This is a genomic window from Endozoicomonas elysicola (assembly GCF_000710775.1).
Taxonomy (GTDB): Bacteria; Pseudomonadota; Gammaproteobacteria; order Pseudomonadales; family Endozoicomonadaceae; genus Endozoicomonas; species Endozoicomonas elysicola.
Map to the genome: position 1 here is coordinate 871,065 of NZ_JOJP01000001.1, position 16,137 is coordinate 887,201.

The 16,137-nt window shown below is 45.7% G+C and carries 10 protein-coding genes; 8 read left to right on the forward strand and 2 right to left on the reverse strand.

Annotation, left to right across the window (positions count from 1 at the left end; all coding sequences use genetic code 11):
* Nucleotides 1–24: 24 nt before the first annotated feature.
* Together GV64_RS03670 and queG are read right to left on the reverse strand one after the other, a co-directional pair.
* The gene (locus GV64_RS03670; protein ID WP_152553909.1) at nucleotides 25–795 is read right to left on the reverse strand and encodes a gamma-glutamylcyclotransferase family protein; all 771 of its coding nucleotides are present in this window, start codon (nucleotides 793–795) and stop codon (nucleotides 25–27) included.
* Nucleotides 796–902: 107 nt separating this feature from the next.
* A complete protein-coding gene (gene queG, locus GV64_RS03675) occupies nucleotides 903–1,955 on the reverse strand; it encodes a tRNA epoxyqueuosine(34) reductase QueG (protein ID WP_020584278.1) in 1,053 nt (350 codons plus the stop codon).
* 139 nt (nucleotides 1,956–2,094) lie between these two features.
* On the opposite strand from queG, the gene GV64_RS03680 reads away from it, so the two are divergent.
* The 8 genes from GV64_RS03680 to hflX all read left to right on the forward strand — a co-directional run bounded on the left by GV64_RS03680 (nucleotide 2,095) and on the right by hflX (nucleotide 15,861).
* Nucleotides 2,095–3,651: a bifunctional ADP-dependent NAD(P)H-hydrate dehydratase/NAD(P)H-hydrate epimerase gene (locus tag GV64_RS03680; protein WP_020584277.1), complete on the forward strand. Its 1,557-nt coding sequence runs from the start codon at nucleotides 2,095–2,097 to the stop codon at nucleotides 3,649–3,651.
* A 75-nt stretch (nucleotides 3,652–3,726) separates the two neighbouring features.
* Entirely contained in the window at nucleotides 3,727–4,206 is a 480-nt protein-coding gene (gene tsaE, locus GV64_RS03685) for a tRNA (adenosine(37)-N6)-threonylcarbamoyltransferase complex ATPase subunit type 1 TsaE (RefSeq protein WP_020584276.1), read from the forward strand.
* Nucleotides 4,203–5,681, forward strand: coding sequence for an N-acetylmuramoyl-L-alanine amidase (locus tag GV64_RS03690; RefSeq protein WP_020584275.1), 1,479 nt, complete (start codon nucleotides 4,203–4,205; stop codon nucleotides 5,679–5,681). Before tsaE ends, GV64_RS03690 begins: the two co-directional genes overlap by 4 nt.
* Before the next feature lie 36 nt (nucleotides 5,682–5,717).
* Nucleotides 5,718–7,679: a DNA mismatch repair endonuclease MutL gene (gene mutL / locus GV64_RS03695; protein ID WP_020584274.1), complete on the forward strand. Its 1,962-nt coding sequence runs from the start codon at nucleotides 5,718–5,720 to the stop codon at nucleotides 7,677–7,679.
* A 338-nt stretch (nucleotides 7,680–8,017) separates the two neighbouring features.
* Nucleotides 8,018–12,826 (forward strand): hypothetical protein, encoded by a 4,809-nt coding sequence (locus GV64_RS03700; protein WP_152553910.1) that lies wholly within the window; start codon nucleotides 8,018–8,020, stop codon nucleotides 12,824–12,826.
* Between the two features lie 159 nt (nucleotides 12,827–12,985).
* Complete coding sequence (gene miaA, locus GV64_RS03705) at nucleotides 12,986–13,936, forward strand: tRNA (adenosine(37)-N6)-dimethylallyltransferase MiaA (RefSeq protein WP_020584272.1); 951 nt, start codon at nucleotides 12,986–12,988, stop codon at nucleotides 13,934–13,936.
* Nucleotides 13,937–14,166: 230 nt separating this feature from the next.
* The gene (hfq, locus tag GV64_RS03710; RefSeq protein ID WP_020584271.1) at nucleotides 14,167–14,412 is read left to right on the forward strand and encodes an RNA chaperone Hfq; all 246 of its coding nucleotides are present in this window, start codon (nucleotides 14,167–14,169) and stop codon (nucleotides 14,410–14,412) included.
* Nucleotides 14,413–14,568: 156 nt separating this feature from the next.
* Nucleotides 14,569–15,861 (forward strand): ribosome rescue GTPase HflX, encoded by a 1,293-nt coding sequence (hflX, locus tag GV64_RS03715; protein ID WP_020584270.1) that lies wholly within the window; start codon nucleotides 14,569–14,571, stop codon nucleotides 15,859–15,861.
* Nucleotides 15,862–16,137: the final 276 nt, after the last annotated feature.

Sequence of the window (16,137 nt, forward strand, 5' to 3'; positions counted from 1 at the left end):
AGCTGGTCAGGCTATCGCATACTTTCAGAATCCCCATTTCTCATTGATGGTGTTCAGGTAGTTATCCCACTCTTGCTCAATAAAGCCTTGGAGTTCTTCTGCTTTTCTGGTGTCGCCTGACTCTATGGCTTTTCTCAGTAACGTTGCAGGGTATCTCGGATATCTTGGCTTATCGCGGTCATCCTCAATAAGATAACCTTCCAGCCCCATAGTCTGAACACAGTCGTTAATAAATTGGCTGTTCAGCTGATGTTTTCTATCAATCTCTACACAGCCAGTCCTGACAACATTCAGGTAGGACATGGCGATTTTTTTCTGGTTATGCTCTTTATCAAAATAGAAACTTGATTCTTTTCGGGGAGAATAAACAAAAACATCAGTGTTCTGTTCACCCTGCATGATGAGACCCTGGTGGGTGTCCAGATAAAAGGTAACATTCTCAATGGGTATTTTGATTCTCTGGTAGGCGGGGCCTTCACGCTTATCGAAAGCGGCCAGTTGATCTTTTTTTACCGCAAAAATCAGTCCGTTAACATAATTATCAGGAATTATGCTTTGCTCAACACCCAATGATCGCTGCTGGCTGCGCTCTGACCATAAATTCCAGTGCCGTTCTACTCCCCGGATTTTAACGGGAATATAGACTGCACCTTCCGGATCAGGCGCAGTGGCCGTTCTTGCCGGAGTCAACATCAGGCTGCCATAGCCAAAGATATAGACGTAATCGTCGTTCGCTTTTGTTGCACTGGAAAATAGCATGATTAAAACAAATGTTAAGGAGGGCTTGAAGGGCATGGTCATCAATCCTTTTATTATTGTAAATAATGAGCGCTTCCTTGCCAGTGAGCAAACTTAGAAGAATCCAAAATGGTGCGTTCTACCTAATTGAGACTGAACGAGTATTAATAAGTTCCATTGATATGTTGCCTCAACGCCCATTGAATATGTTCATGAACCAGCTCTGATGGATAGTTCAGGCGGTTTTGCAGTGCTGCAATGATGGTTTCATCAGTAGGGGCATTCCCCAGCGCAACAGCAATATTACGCAGCCAGCTGTCATAACCGGCCCTGCGGATAGGCGAACCGGCTGTTCGCTCCAGAAACTGCTCTTCACTCCAGTTGAAAAGGTCGATCAGGTCACTGGCATCCAGATGATGACGAGGTTGGAAGTCACTTTCCTGAGTAGGTTTGGCAAAACGGTTCCAGGGGCAGGCCAGCTGACAGTCATCGCAGCCATAGATACGATTTCCCATCAGTGGGCGGAGTTCTTCAGGGATGGGGCCTTTGTTTTCGATGGTCAGGTAAGAAATGCAGCGGCGGGCATCCACCTGGTAAGGTGCAACAATCGCTTGAGTCGGACACTTATCGATACAGGAGGTGCAACGACCGCAATGATTACTCTCATAGGGCTTATCCACAGGCAGGGGCAGATTTGTGAACAGTTCACCAAGGAAGAAAAAGGAACCTGCCTGTCGGTTCAGTATCAGAGAGTGTTTTCCCATCCAGCCCAGTCCAGCCTGTTGAGCCAATGGACGTTCCATTATTGGCGCACTGTCCACAAAAGCACGATAGCCGTGTTCACCAACGGCAGACTCGATCTGCTTACCCAGTTGGGTTAGCCGCTTTCGGACTAACTTATGGTAGTCGCGACCCAGTGCATAACGGGATATATAGGCTTTGTCCGGCTCACTCAGCAGTTTGACGGTTTCTGTGTCTGCTGGCAGGTAGTCCATGCGTGCCGAAATAACCCTAAGTGATCCGGGGTGCAGTTGATCCGGTTTTGCTCTAAGTTCCTTATGCTGAGCCATATAGGTCATATCGCCGTGATAGCCTTTTTCCAGCCAGTTACTCAGGTGATGAATATCACTTTCCGGAACTTTTGCTTCCGCGATCCCGATCTCTTGAAAGCCAAGCTCTCTGGCCCATATGCGAATTTTATCAACCAAATTTTCCATATCCGGTGCTGGCGATGAGTCTGTCAATGTGGTTAAAGTGGACTGTAAAGTTGACTGTTCAGACACTGAATTGGATTAACTCTTTTGGCATAGTTTGAAAGCAGAATACAATCTGCATTGTATCACCGCGAGCACGCTTATGAATAAGAGCTTACCAGAGTCTCTCTATACAGCAGATCAGGTTCGGCAGCTGGATCATGTGGCAATTCACCGGGAAGGTATCCCCGGCTTTGAGCTGATGAACCGTGCTGCACGGGCTGTGATGGCCGCAGTTTCCCGTCGTTGGCCACAAGCGAGCACTCTGCTGGTGCTTTGTGGTGCTGGTAATAATGGAGGTGATGGTTATCTGGTAGCCAAACTGGCACAAGAAAAAGGCTTAAGGGTTTCTGTGCTTTCGCTCAAGGATCCTGCACAGCTTTCTGGCGATGCCCTGATTGCCTGGCATGCCTGCACTGAGGCTGGCGTTGTGATTCGACCCTACGATAGCAAACAGTCGCTGTGTGCTGATGTGGTTGTGGATGCCATGCTGGGTACAGGGTTAAATGGGCATATTCGTGGCGATTATGAAGAAGCGGTAAAACGCCTTAATCATCTTGAAAGTCCTGTGTGTGCGGTGGATATTCCTTCTGGTCTCTGTGCGGACACAGGTGCTCCATTGGGATGTGCTGTTAAGGCAGTGTTGACGGTCTCTTTTATTGGCCTGAAACAAGGGCTGATGACGGGGCAAGGCCCTGAATATTGTGGAGAGCTGGTTTTTAATAATCTGAGAGTGCCTGATTCGGTGTATCAGTCGGTTGCTTCTGGCTGTCTGCGAATTACCCCAGGTCAATTTCAGGGATGGCTTTCTCCACGAAGTCGGGTGGCTCATAAAGGCGATTTCGGGCATGTGCTGCTGATTGGTGGTAACAAAAGGATGCCCGGGGCGATTATCATGGCCGCTGAAACTGCCATCCATTGTGGGGCGGGCCGTGTCACTGTCGTCACCAGAAAGCGGCATCTGACGGCACTGGCGGTTCGCTGCCCAGAAGTGATGGGTACCTCGATAAAAGGTCGCTCAGGCCTGGGCTCTCTTACTGAAGGAAAGAATGTCATTGTAATTGGACCCGGCTTAGGCAGAGATGACTGGGGACTGAAACTGCTGAAGGATGCACTGGCTGCAGAGTGCCCGATAGTGTTGGATGCGGATGCTCTGAATCTTTTATCGGATCATCCACAATTGCTAAATGGACGAAAGTCTTCGATGATTTTCACGCCCCATCCTGGTGAGTTGGCTCGCTTATCCGGGCTTGATGTACCAACGATTCAGAAAAACCGATTTGCAGCACTGGCAGACTGTCATGGACAATTAGGCGCTCTGCTTGGAGAGAAAAGGGTTGGAGAAAGAGGGACTGATCGGCAAGCGGATATTGCCCTGTTATTAAAAGGGGCAGGTACTCTGATTTTCGATGGCCAAAATACAGCACTGTGCTCTGAGGGAAATCCTGGTATGGCAGTGGCAGGGATGGGGGATGTGCTCAGCGGTGTTATTGGTGCATTGCTTGCGCAAGGGCTGGAACCTTTCAAGGCCGCCCAAATGGCGACCTGGCTCCATGCTTCGGCGGCAGATGAGGTGGTTGCTGGTCAAGGCGAAACGGGTTTACGGGCGACCGAGCTGATCCCGGTCATTAGACAACGACTGAATTTTATAATTGGTTAATTTGAAGTCAGGCCTTTGCCGCGAAAAACTTTTCTTCGTTTTGGGCTCTGGTGACTGGCTGTGATGGAAAGGCTTATGCAAGGCAGATATGAACTGCTGATAGAAAATGAAGAGGCCATGGTGGCACTGGGGGGGCATCTGGCAGATGCTCTGGGTGACCAGGGTATTGTTTTTCTGCATGGTGATCTTGGGGCTGGGAAAACCACGTTCTGTCGTGGAGTGCTTCGAAACCTGGGGCATCAGGGTGCAGTGAAAAGTCCTACTTATACACTGGTCGAACCTTATGAAGTGAATGACCACAAAGTTTATCATTTCGACCTTTATCGTCTCGCTGACCCAGAAGAACTGGAGTTTATTGGCGGTCGGGACTATTTCAGTGAAGCGGCACTCTGTCTGGTTGAGTGGCCATCCCGCGGACAGGGCGAGCTGCCTGAAGCTGATTTGGAAATCACCTTTGACTATGATCTGCCTGGAAGGAAAGCGACTATCGTCGCAGGTACTGATGCAGGGAATAAAGCGCTGAAAATAATAAGAGCGCTGCAGGAGGGTGGATGAGTCAGAGGACAGGGATTGTTCGCCGAATTCTGAAAACACTATCAGCGATATTTACCGGTAAGAAAGCCTCCGCTGCTTTGTATGAAGAGCAAGCAGGGGAAGGTCGTGTCGAACCAGTATTTGCAGATAACAGGCGGCGATTTGTAAAACAGCTCGGTATTCTGGTGGTAGGGTTTTCTGTTCTCAAAGCCCAGGTAGCTGAAGCGGTCTATAAACTGATTAAAAATGTCAGACTCTGGCGGTCGCCGGATAAAACACGCCTTGTGTTTGATGTTTCTGATGCGGTTGAACATAACAAGTTTCATCTGAGTAATCCCAGTCGACTGGTTATTGACGTCGATGGCGCAAGGCTCAGCGGTACGTTCAGCGGCCTGCAGCTGAAGGGAACACCCATTCAAAAAATCCGGCATGGTTCCCGTAACCAGAATGATCTGCGTATTGTGCTGGACCTCAGCGAGAAAGTAGCCAGTGAAAGCTTTCTATTAAAGCCTAATGCGACTTATGGGCACCGTCTGGTGGTTGATCTGTTTGACGATGAGAGCAGAAAACCAAAGCCCGTTGTAAAACAGAAACCTGTGGGTTTTCGGGATATTGTCGTAGCCATTGATGCGGGGCACGGTGGCGAAGACCCCGGGGCCATTGCCTATGGTGGCGGTTATGAAAAGCATGTGACGCTGGCTATTGCCAAAGAGCTTGCTGCTTTGCTAAGCAGGGAGAAGGGTTTCCGGCCAGTGCTGGTTCGTACTGGCGACTATTACATTGACCTGCGCCGGCGTACCCAGATTGCCAGAGACAGTAAGGCGGATCTGTTTATCTCCATTCATGCGGATGGATTTAAAGATCGCAGGGCCAAGGGTGCCTCTGTTTTTGCTCTTTCCCGCAGTGGTGCAACTTCGGAAACCGCTCGCTGGTTGGCCCAGAAGGAAAATGCATCGGATCAGATTGGAGGTGAAGGTGGTATTTCCCTGGGGGATAAAGATGATGTTCTGGCGGGGGTACTGTTGGACCTGTCGATGACCTCAACACTTTCGTCCAGCCTTGAGGTGGGTAACAAAGTGCTGGCTAATATGGGCGGTATTAATCGGTTGCATAAAAAACAGGTGGAGCAGGCGGGTTTTGTGGTGTTGAAGTCACCGGATATCCCATCCATTCTGGTGGAGACCGGGTTTATTACCAACCCTGAAGAAGCTCGAAAATTGAAGAGCAGTAATCACCAGAAAATGGTAGCTAAAGCTATTTTTAATGGTGCCAAAAGCTGGTTCTATAAAAAGCCTCCACCTGACACACTGGTTGCCAAGTGGAAGCAGGATGGTACCCTTAAAGCCCGTCCATCACGCTATGTGATCAAGCCGGGGGATACCTTGTCAGAGATTGCTGATCAGTTTGATATCAGCATGAATGACCTGCGGAGAGTTAACCGGCTATCAAGCGCTAACAATATCCGTGTCGGTCAGGTGCTGGTAATTCCCAATTAATATTGAAAAGATTTAGCGACAGAGTAACAAAACGTTATGAAGCCCATCCGCCTCCTTGATAATCGACTGGCTAACCAGATTGCTGCTGGTGAGGTGGTGGAACGTCCTGCCTCTGTGGTGAAGGAACTGTTGGAAAACAGCATTGATGCGGGTGCGAAACGCCTGACCGTGGAGGTAGAAAACGGTGGTGTTAAGCTGATTCGTATCCGTGATGATGGCTATGGTATTCCTAAGGATGAGTTGGCGCTGGCGCTTTCTCGCCATGCAACCAGCAAGATCTCTGAGCTGGAAGATCTGGAAGGTGTGGCGACTCTCGGGTTCCGTGGTGAGGCTCTGGCTTCTATCAGCTCTGTTTCCAGGCTTACTTTGACGTCTAATGTTGAAGAACAGGAATCTGGCTGGCAGGCAAGGGTTGAAGGCAGGGATATGGAGGCTCAGGTGATGCCTGCGCCTCATCCAGTGGGTACAACCATCGAAGTTAAAGATTTGTTCTTTAATACCCCCGCCCGGCGGAAGTTTCTGCGTACCGAAAAGACTGAATTTTCTCACCTGGAAGAAGTGGTTAAACGTCTGGCGCTATCCCGCTTTGATGTAGGGTTCACGCTTCGTCATAACCAGCGCAGTATTCATCAGTTGCGTCCTGCATCGACTCAGGCAGAGAAAGATCGTCGTGTTGCAGCGCTGTGTGGCCCCAAATTTATTGAAAATGCGGTGATCATTGATGTCGAGGTCTCCGGTTTAAAACTGTATGGCTGGGTAGGGTTGCCAACCTTTTCCAGGTCCAGTGCAGACTTACAGTACTTTTTTGTTAACGGTCGTGTTATCCGGGATAAACTGGTAGGACATGCGGTTCGTCAGGCGTATCGAGATGTGCTGTATGGTGGCCGACATCCAACGTTTGTTCTTTATCTGGAGCTTGACCCCGCGCTGGTGGATGTCAATGTTCATCCAACCAAGCATGAAGTTCGCTTTCGGGATGGCAGAACCGTTCATAACTTTCTGTTCAGTACGCTGAACCGTGCGCTTGGTGAAGTACGCCCTGAAGATCAGCTTCTTCCAACGACGCTGACCCACCCTTCACAACCTCAGACTTCTGGTATTGATGCCGGTGAGTTTCAGGGGCAGGAAACTATACGACTCTCATCATCACCGGCCAGTAGCTCTGGCGGTTTCTCCGGTGGAAACAACGGTTCTGGTTTCAGTGATCGACGTTCATCTTTATCTGAAGCGCCTTCGCAGGGGCAGGTTAAGCGCCAGATAGAAGCTTATAGTCAGCTATACGCAGGAGCAGCCGAGCCTGTTGCGTCCAGCAGTGCTATTGCTTCTGCTATGGGTGATGATTCTGTTCAGGAGGTGGTGACTCAATTTTCTCCTCAGCCTGCTCCAGAGAGTCTCCCGGAAAATGATTCACTGACACCCCCGTTGGGTTATGCCATTGCTCAACTGAAAGGGATTTATATTCTGTCAGAGAATGATCAGGGCATGATTCTGGTGGACATGCATGCGGCTCATGAGCGGATTACCTATGAGCGAATGAAGCAGTCCTATCAGGGGCAGGGGGTTCGTGCCCAGCCGCTACTGGTGCCTAAATCTGTATCGGTCAGTGAACGAGAGGCAGACTGTGCAGAAGAGCACAGAGAGTACTTCTCTCGTTTAGGCCTGACATTGGAAAGAATGGGGCCGGAAACCCTGCTGGTTCGCCAGATACCCGTGATGCTGCAGAATGCCGATGTGGAAAAATTATTGAGGGATGTACTCTCGGATTTGATGCAGCATGGCACCAGCGATCGTATTGAAGCCCATATTAATGAAATACTGGCGACTATGGCTTGCCATGGCTCTGTGCGTGCTAACAGAAAACTCTCTATTGAGGAGATGAACGCTCTGCTTAGGGATATGGAGCATACTGAGCGCAGTGGTCAATGTAACCATGGTCGTCCAACCTGGACTATGTTAACTATGGATCAATTGGATAAGTTGTTTTTGAGAGGGCGGTAGACAAGAGGTTATTCTCAATCAGTAATTTGACACTCCACTTATTAATTGAGAGTGTCACTTTTGGTGAATGCTTTTACGACAGGGTATCTAATAGTTTGAAAAGCGTGGTTTGCTTTGATTGTAAGCATTAAGGTTATTAATTTTCTCCTATAAATATCATGCTATAAAACAATATTAGTGATTTTTAGTATTTCAATAAAATAATTAATTTGCCTTTAGGTTTCCTTATTATCGATTATCATTAACCACTTTTCTTTCAATATTAATTTTTTATCAGAGCTAGCTCATTTTTTTAGCTGGCTCATCCTTGTAAGCTAGATGTGTAAAGGACTCGTGTTTTGAATATTTCTGGTCGTTCAGGAAGTATGCCCCTGCATGATCTTAATGTATCTGGACAAGAACCTGCTTCTCAATGTGTAAAAGCAATAGAGGCAAGTGGCTACATTGAGGCTGCTGAAGAATTTCATAGTGATCAAGCTTCGAGTGAAAAATTCAGAACGGATTTATCGAGAAGGAAATTAGAAAAAAGAGATGTAGAAACTTCATGTGATTTGATCAGTATTGATGATTGGCCTGCTTTTTTTTCCAAATACCCTGATGACCCAGAAGAGGCTTTTGGTGACCTTTGTCGTGGAAAGGTTGGGGCTGAGATCAAGTGTATATGGACGATGTTTGATAATGGGAATTATGATGGTGTAATTGAAAAAGGTTTGGGTCTTTATGAGGGAATTAATTGCTCTTTTGTTTCAACTCAGTTGGTTAAATACGTAAGATCTTTGATTTTACTAAGTGAAATCTTAGCCCTTCAGGATGGCTTTGATATTTCTTCGCCAGGTGAATGTTTTTCAAGTATTTCCTCTGTCACTACTAAGAGTGAGTATATTGATTTTTTTTTAGCGCTTGGGGATGCTGCCAGAAAGGGGGATGAATTTATATTCCAGTCCCCTGATTTAGAAAGGATGTGTCTTTACAGGGCGGCAGATGCGGGAAGTGAACTAGCAAAAAGAGCCTTAATTAAAGATATGCTTTTTGGCAGGAGAGAAGATAGGGAGGAATTGACACAGTCTCTTTTTTATCCTTCAGAAGCTTTAGCCATTTTGAGAACTATGCCTGTTGTGGATGTATGCTTTAAGCAAGATGCTTCGTACGATGAATTACTTGATCAGCTTAAAGTTTTGACTGAAAGTAAGAGCTCAGCAGATCGTTGTAGCTTTATTGATTCTTTGTCGAAAGATCTCCGTCCTGAGGTTGTAATGCTTATTCCCATGGTTCTTCTGGAGCCGGATTTTGGAGATGTTAACCCATGCAGAGCGTTAAGTGCTCTCAAAGAATTACCTGTATATTCAAATATCAGGGCTATAAATAATTATTGGTCGTGCAGGGCGCAGATAGAAAGCCAGAATGGATTATCTCCAGAAAATGTTCAAAAATTAAAGGGGCTTATTCGGGATAATTTGAGTGCAGCCTCTGGCTTTATACTTGATGAATATTGTCGAGGGTATCGAAGTCTGCCCATGGTGCAAGTTTATCAGGGGCAGCTGGATGATGTTCCAGTAGCAAGAAGTCTTGCCTATCAGATGTTTAAAACTTCCCACTTGTTAGATCATAATGATGATTTTCGATCTGATCGTAATGTTCAAGCTACGATAGATGTTGCAAGAGTGGTAGCTTTAAACTTTGGGGCTCCTGATTTGGTTTTAGATGAATTGTACTCATCGTGCAAAGATATATTTTCACCCAAATTATGGATGAAGTTGAAGGACAGTAAACTTAAAATTTGTCCAGATGAAGTATTTAAGTGGAAAGATGAGTTTGAGTATTATGAAGATTCAAAGTGTATAGTGTTTCGTGATGCAATTAATGTATGGATGGGTAACCTGAGTAATGCTGGTTTTGTTAAAGCTGCGCTTGAGAAGGACCCTGTTCACGCAAGCTTCTGGATGCTCTGCCTAAATCATCAGTTGCAAGATATGACAACGATAGAACTTCTTACTTATTTCTGGGATGGAACAAGAAAAGATCCAAACAGTATTGCTGGTCTTGTATTCACCTCTGGCTTTCCTGTTGTTCTTGAACAATTATATCGGTATGCAGTTTTACTTAATTTCTTTGATGATAGTGATCTTTTTGACCCCGAAAGGTTGATGAGTTTTGGGTTGGATAAGGAAACCAAAAGTAAGTGCTTATTACAGTTGGCTGAAAATAATGAACTTTGTAGTCGGCTGGATAGGGCTAGCTTATGTTATAGGTTAGCTCAGGAAATTATGCCAAGAGAGGGTAGAGAGTATCATAATCATGGTGATTACAGGGTTATGAAGCAGCAATTTTCAGATATGTATCGGAAGTTTTATTGTCTGAAGCTTCTACCACAACACCCTTTAGGTAATTACTTTGGATTTTATAATTTTATGGAAATTATGAAAGGCCTTAAAGCAGATGAGAGTTTAGATTTTCATGTGGAGTTTGTTGAGCATGTTTTAGATTTTGTTGCGGAAGCGTGTCACCACAGTTTTTCTCCGCCTGATTTGATTGTAGAGTTATTTGATGGCTGCTCTGAATTAATTACCTGGGTAAGGACTTTTGTTCTTGGTGAATCTGTGCGAATTCATAAAGGTTTTGAATCTTGGCTTAAAAAAATACCAAAAGAGCATGAGTTTGATCGATATTGTTTGAAGTTGAACGACCAAAAAGAGTATTTGCAGGAAATGATTGGGGATTTTTACCGAGCTAAATCTGTGAGAGACTTCTCCGGTTATCAGCAAAAAGAATATCTTGATCAGTTGCTAAGCCCATTTCATTGTATTACTGAACACAGAGCTCTTCACCAGTTGAGACAGAGCACTTGTGAAGATGAATTTATCATGATGCTAAGAAATGTTTATCAAGATAAATACCTTGATGTGATTCCTGTTATGGATTTAGTCTTTGGTAAGCTATCACCTTTGCTTGCTGATCATCGTGAGCTAATGGTTCAGATTGTCAGCAGGTTTGAGGATAAAGTTGAGCGAGCAACTAATCATGAGTTTGAGCTTACAGTACAGCTTGTAAATACAATGCATACGTTTCTAAAAAATAGTCAACCGTATAACTGTCGTGTTGCCTTGATTTACTATAAGACTTTAACAAAATTTTCGGTTGAAGTAAGTGATGTTTTAAAAAGAGTTATTTCAAAAGATTATGGCGAGTGTGCTAATTTCTATAAAGTTTCTGAAGAATACAATAGTGCAGATCAGATGAGCTATTTTATTGATGGCTTTTCGCGTGATGTAAGGTTGTCATTGTGCTTTGGTTTATGGGTAAGGGTTGTTAAAAAATATAGTGGAAATGTTTTGTCTGGAGATAAATATAACCCTACTCCTCAATCAATTGCAGATGTTCGTAAACAATGTTTGTCGAGTTTTATCATATATTCTCTCGAAAAAAATAAAGAAATAGTTAGTGCCATATTTCAATTTATGGAAGGAGATAGGCTCTCTCCGGTTGATCAATCTTCACTGCTTTGGTTTGGGTATGAGGCTGGTGTATTGACACGTCAGGATCATGGCAAACTACTCCAGAAATTAAGCCATGAAAGCCTGGATTATTTTTTTCACTCTTTACTGTTTGCATCAGATCCTGATGCCGTTGATTTTTTGAGGTTGCAAACGCCTGATACGCTTGGACTTCCTACTCCCAAGTGCGAGGCTTTGGGGATGAAGGCGTTTGAGCTTGGACGCATTCAAGATGCCAAGTGGCTGGCAGAAAATAGAATGCTTAGTCATATTGAAGCCATGCTTGCATGGAATAATGGGGTATCTTCAAAAGTAGATGCTCAACTGCTTGAGGGGCTTCTTGATGATGCCCGGAATGGAAAAAATCAAGCCCAGTGTCGATCCATTGACTGGCTACTGGAACAACGAAAATTATCTAATAACGTAGATGAATTATTTGAAGCCCAGTGTTGTTTTTATCTTCATATTCCAAGCATATGGACTGATAGTCAGAGGTTGCTTTATCAGGGACTAGCCCTTTGTGCTGGATTAGGTGGTTATGTTGATGAGAATCTTGGCAGCGAGAAGGTAAAGGCTGCACTGACCACCGAAGACCCAATAATACCGTTTCTACTTTATTGTCATCAATCTTCGGGTCGTGTCAAATCGGTGTTTTCAACGGTGGATTTGTTAATTGGTTTTGCTAAAAAAATGCCCGTCCCTTGTAACAAGGTCATGGCAGAGATATTACTGATTGTTGGTATGGATGAATGTTTGAATGGTATTGCCGAGCTGGAAAGGCTTTTACAGGTAGGAACTACTTTAAATCAGGGGTTAGGGTCGGTGGTTGATAGCTTGTCATCATGGCTAAGTGATTGGAATAAGTGTTGCCAGCTTCAGAAAATGAAACCTTTGGATAAGTGGGTGTGCCGATTAGAGGAAGAAGCTAATGATGGGTGGCCAATAAGCAATCTCTCATTGATAAAAGATAATATTGAAATTATGAATAGTATGCTTGTTACCTCAGGACTGTTTCAGAAATCATTAATTAAAGCAATTAAAACCCTTTATCTGCAATCATCAGCAGAGCACAAGGAGTTTGCAGAATTTCTTTTAAAAAGAGTTACTCGTGAATATCACTCGCAACTTTTGAGTCAGCTAGGGGAATTTCTAAATTTATCTAATCCGCACTTCGATACAATTGATAGATATAACCTCTACCTTTCATTGCCCGCAGAACATCAGAGTGCAAATATTGCCCTGCTCGCAGATTATATAGTTAAAGTTGACCTTCATGAGAATAAAGCCCCGGTGTTTGTAAAACAAGATTTGGACAAGGCCGGCTGGCTAAGTCTAATTCGGGGGATAGCTAAGGATAAGGCCAGTTTGGTGGACCATGAGCTTGACCAGATGACTCTCCAAAAGAGAGAGCATATCCGTAAAGAGAAAAAAAACAGGATACTTTCAGTTATCAGTCATGAGTATGAGTACGAAAGTCTGGTAGCAGCCCATCTACATATTCTTAAGGCTCAGAATGTCGGTGTCGAGCATACATTGATTAGAACTTTTATTATGCGTCTGATGCCCCGGGTTGTAAAAGTCCTTAAGGGTGAAGCTGGTGTGATGAGTAATGAGGAAATTCTGGCTGCAGCGGCTATTAGGCTAAGGGAGTTCTAATCTTCAGAGAGGGAGGAGTTATGTGTTTGTTGTAAATCAGTGTATTTTTTCAGATAGAAACTTTTTAATAATCTTTTGATCAATACATGTGGCTATCGAAAGTTCAGTACATAATCCTATAGAATCGCATTTCCATTATTTTCAGGTGCTCATTATTTTATGTCCGCGTATGAGGAAAAGCGGCTTCCTCCCGCTGTATTTTTAATGGGGCCCACTGCATCTGGCAAAACTGACCTGGCGGTGGCGCTCAGCAAAGAGCTGCCTGTTGAGATCATTAGTGTAGACTCGGCCCTGATCTACCGGGGGATGGATATTGGTACTGCCAAGCCGGAGCCCGAAATACTTGCAGAAGCCCCACATCACCTGATCGATATTCTTGACCCTGCGGAATCATATTCAGCCGCAGATTTTAGACGGGATGCGCTGTCGTTGATGGCTGATATTACTGCTCGTGGGCGTATTCCTTTGCTGGTTGGTGGTACGATGATGTACTTTAAAATGCTCAGGGATGGTATGGCAGCGATGCCCGCTGCTGATGCCGGGGTACGTCAGCGCTTGCTGGATAGTGCTCATGAAAATGGCTGGGGTTTTTTACATCAGCGGCTTTCTGAAATTGACCCTGAAGCGGCGCAACGAATAAAACCATCGGATACCCAGAGGCTGCAGCGTGCTCTGGAGGTTTATGAGTTAACCGGTAAGCCCCTGTCTCAATGGCACCGGGAGCAGGAAGAGCAGAGTTTACCTTATCGTTTAGTGAGTCTGGCTGTGGCTCCGGAAGATCGAGCGGTACTTCATGAGCGTATCGCCCTTCGTTTCAGGCTGATGCTGGAGAATGGTTTTCTTGAAGAGGCAAGGTCTCTCTATCAACGGGAAGAGTTGAATGTATCCATGCCATCCATTCGATCTGTCGGTTATCGTCAGGCCTGGTCCTATCTGGATGGGGAACTAAGCTACGATGAGATGGTCGAAAGAGGTATTATCGCAACCCGGCAGCTGGCCAAAAGACAGCTAACCTGGCTAAGAAGCTGGCCAGATGTTCACTGGCTCGATACGTTATCCGAGAACTTATCGGGTGATGCCTTGAAAGTCTTGGGAAGCGCCCTCAAATAGACTAGATGTATTTTGTGGTACTTTAGAACCCGTAATTGTTCCTGCAGGACTGACGGGAGTAGCTAGTATTACTTATTGAGTGCGGTGTGGGGTTAGCTTAATGTGAGCCGGCATTTCATAGGCTGTACATATATTGAACAATGAGTACTGGCACAGCCGGTCTAGCGGATAGTCCTCCCCAAAGTGAAACAAGGCTATTCAAAAACCCGAGAATTAAAAGGAGTACAGAAATGTCAAAAGGGCATTCTCTACAAGACCCTTACCTGAATGTGCTGCGTAAAGAACGCGTGCCAGTTTCTATCTACCTGGTTAATGGTATTAAGCTTCAGGGGCAGATTGAGTCTTTCGATCAGTTCGTTATTCTTCTTAAGAATACAGTGAGCCAAATGGTATACAAGCACGCTGTATCTACAGTTGTTCCAAGCCGTCCAGTTCGCCTGCCAATGCAGGGTACTGAACAGTCAGAGCTTGAGTAACTCTGTTTAATGCATTTTGAGGGCGCTTAAGGCGCCTTTAATTGCTTCTAATTATTTATTTTAAAATAAGCCATGTGGCGCAGTCTTATTTTCAGGTTTCTGTAAGCTGGCTCCCAGCTGTTATACGCGCGGTTCGTGGCTGTTTAGGAGATCTATTTGTTTTTTGACCGCCATGAGGGTGGTGAAACCGCAGTACTGGTTCATCTTGAGTTGAATGATGAACGAGAGCGGGAGGACCCCCAGGAATTCATGGAGCTGGTACGCTCCGCTGGCGTTGAGTCTGCCGCCTTTATTACCGCAGGCTGTAAGCACCCTACTCCCCGTTTCTTTGTCGGCCCCGGCAAAGTCGAAGAAATCCGTCAACTGGTAGTATTGCATGACGTCGATGTTGTGCTGTTTAACCATGCCCTTTCCCCAAGTCAGGAGCGGAATCTTGAAAAAGAACTGCAATGCAGGGTCATTGATCGTACTGGGCTGATTCTGGATATCTTTGCTCAACGAGCGCGAACCTTTGAAGGGAAGCTTCAGGTTGAGCTGGCTCAGCTGCAGCACATGAGTACCCGCCTGATACGTGGCTGGACACACCTGGAAAGGCAGAAGGGGGGGATTGGTCTTCGGGGTCCAGGTGAAACACAGCTGGAAACGGACCGTCGCCTTCTCAGGGTTCGCATCAAAAGTATTACCCGTCGTCTGGAAAAAGTGCGCAGGCAACGGGAGCAGGGGAGGCGCTCAAGAAAGCGGGCAGAGGTGCCTCAGGTTTCGCTGGTCGGTTATACTAACGCAGGAAAATCTACGCTGTTCAATCGAGTGACTGAATCCGTCGTTTATGCGGCCGACCAGTTGTTTGCCACGCTTGATCCAACACTTCGTCGTATCGATCTGCCTGACATAGGCCCGGTTGTGCTTGCTGACACGGTAGGGTTTATCCGCCACCTTCCACACAAGCTGGTTGAAGCGTTCCGGGCAACTCTGGAAGAAACCCGTCAGGCAGACTTATTGTTGCATGTGATCGACAGTCATGACCCTGAACGTCTTGAGAATATGGATCAGGTGCATTCGGTTCTGAAAGAGATCAATGCTGATGAGGTTCCGCAACTTGAGGTCTATAACAAAATTGATCTTCTGCAGGGGGTAGAACCAAAAATTCAGCGTAATGATGAGGGGAGGCCTGTTAGGGTCTGGGTTTCTGCGGTTACCGGGGATGGTGTTGAGTTGTTGCAGGAAGCCATTAAAGAGTTGCTTTCTGATGACATGCTACAGGGGCAACTAACGCTAAAACCTGCACAGGGTCGCATTAGGGCTCGTCTCTACAGGCTTGGTGCTATTCAATCAGAGGCATATTCAGAAAGTGGGGATATTGTTCTTGATATCCGACTACCAAAACCTGATTTTGAGCGCCTTTCCAAGCAAGAAGGCCTTAGTGATAGCTGCTTTAGTACTTCTGCCTGATTGTGATACGGCTTATACGTATTGATCTGGGTCAATGCTGGTTGGCTCTTTTCTCGTCAAAATTACCTTCCTAGCGAGCAGTTATGCTCGCTATTCGTTTGTTTTCTGCCGATTCATACCAGTCAGGCTTTCTATTGTTATCCTGGGGGTACCCGCAGGTGTCCTGATGCACTGAGCACATAACGAAATATCAACAGGCCCTGCTATTTGAGTATCGGGTACATGGGATGCCATCAAAAGTTGTACGGCTGTATTATCAAAAAACAGTACAACCCC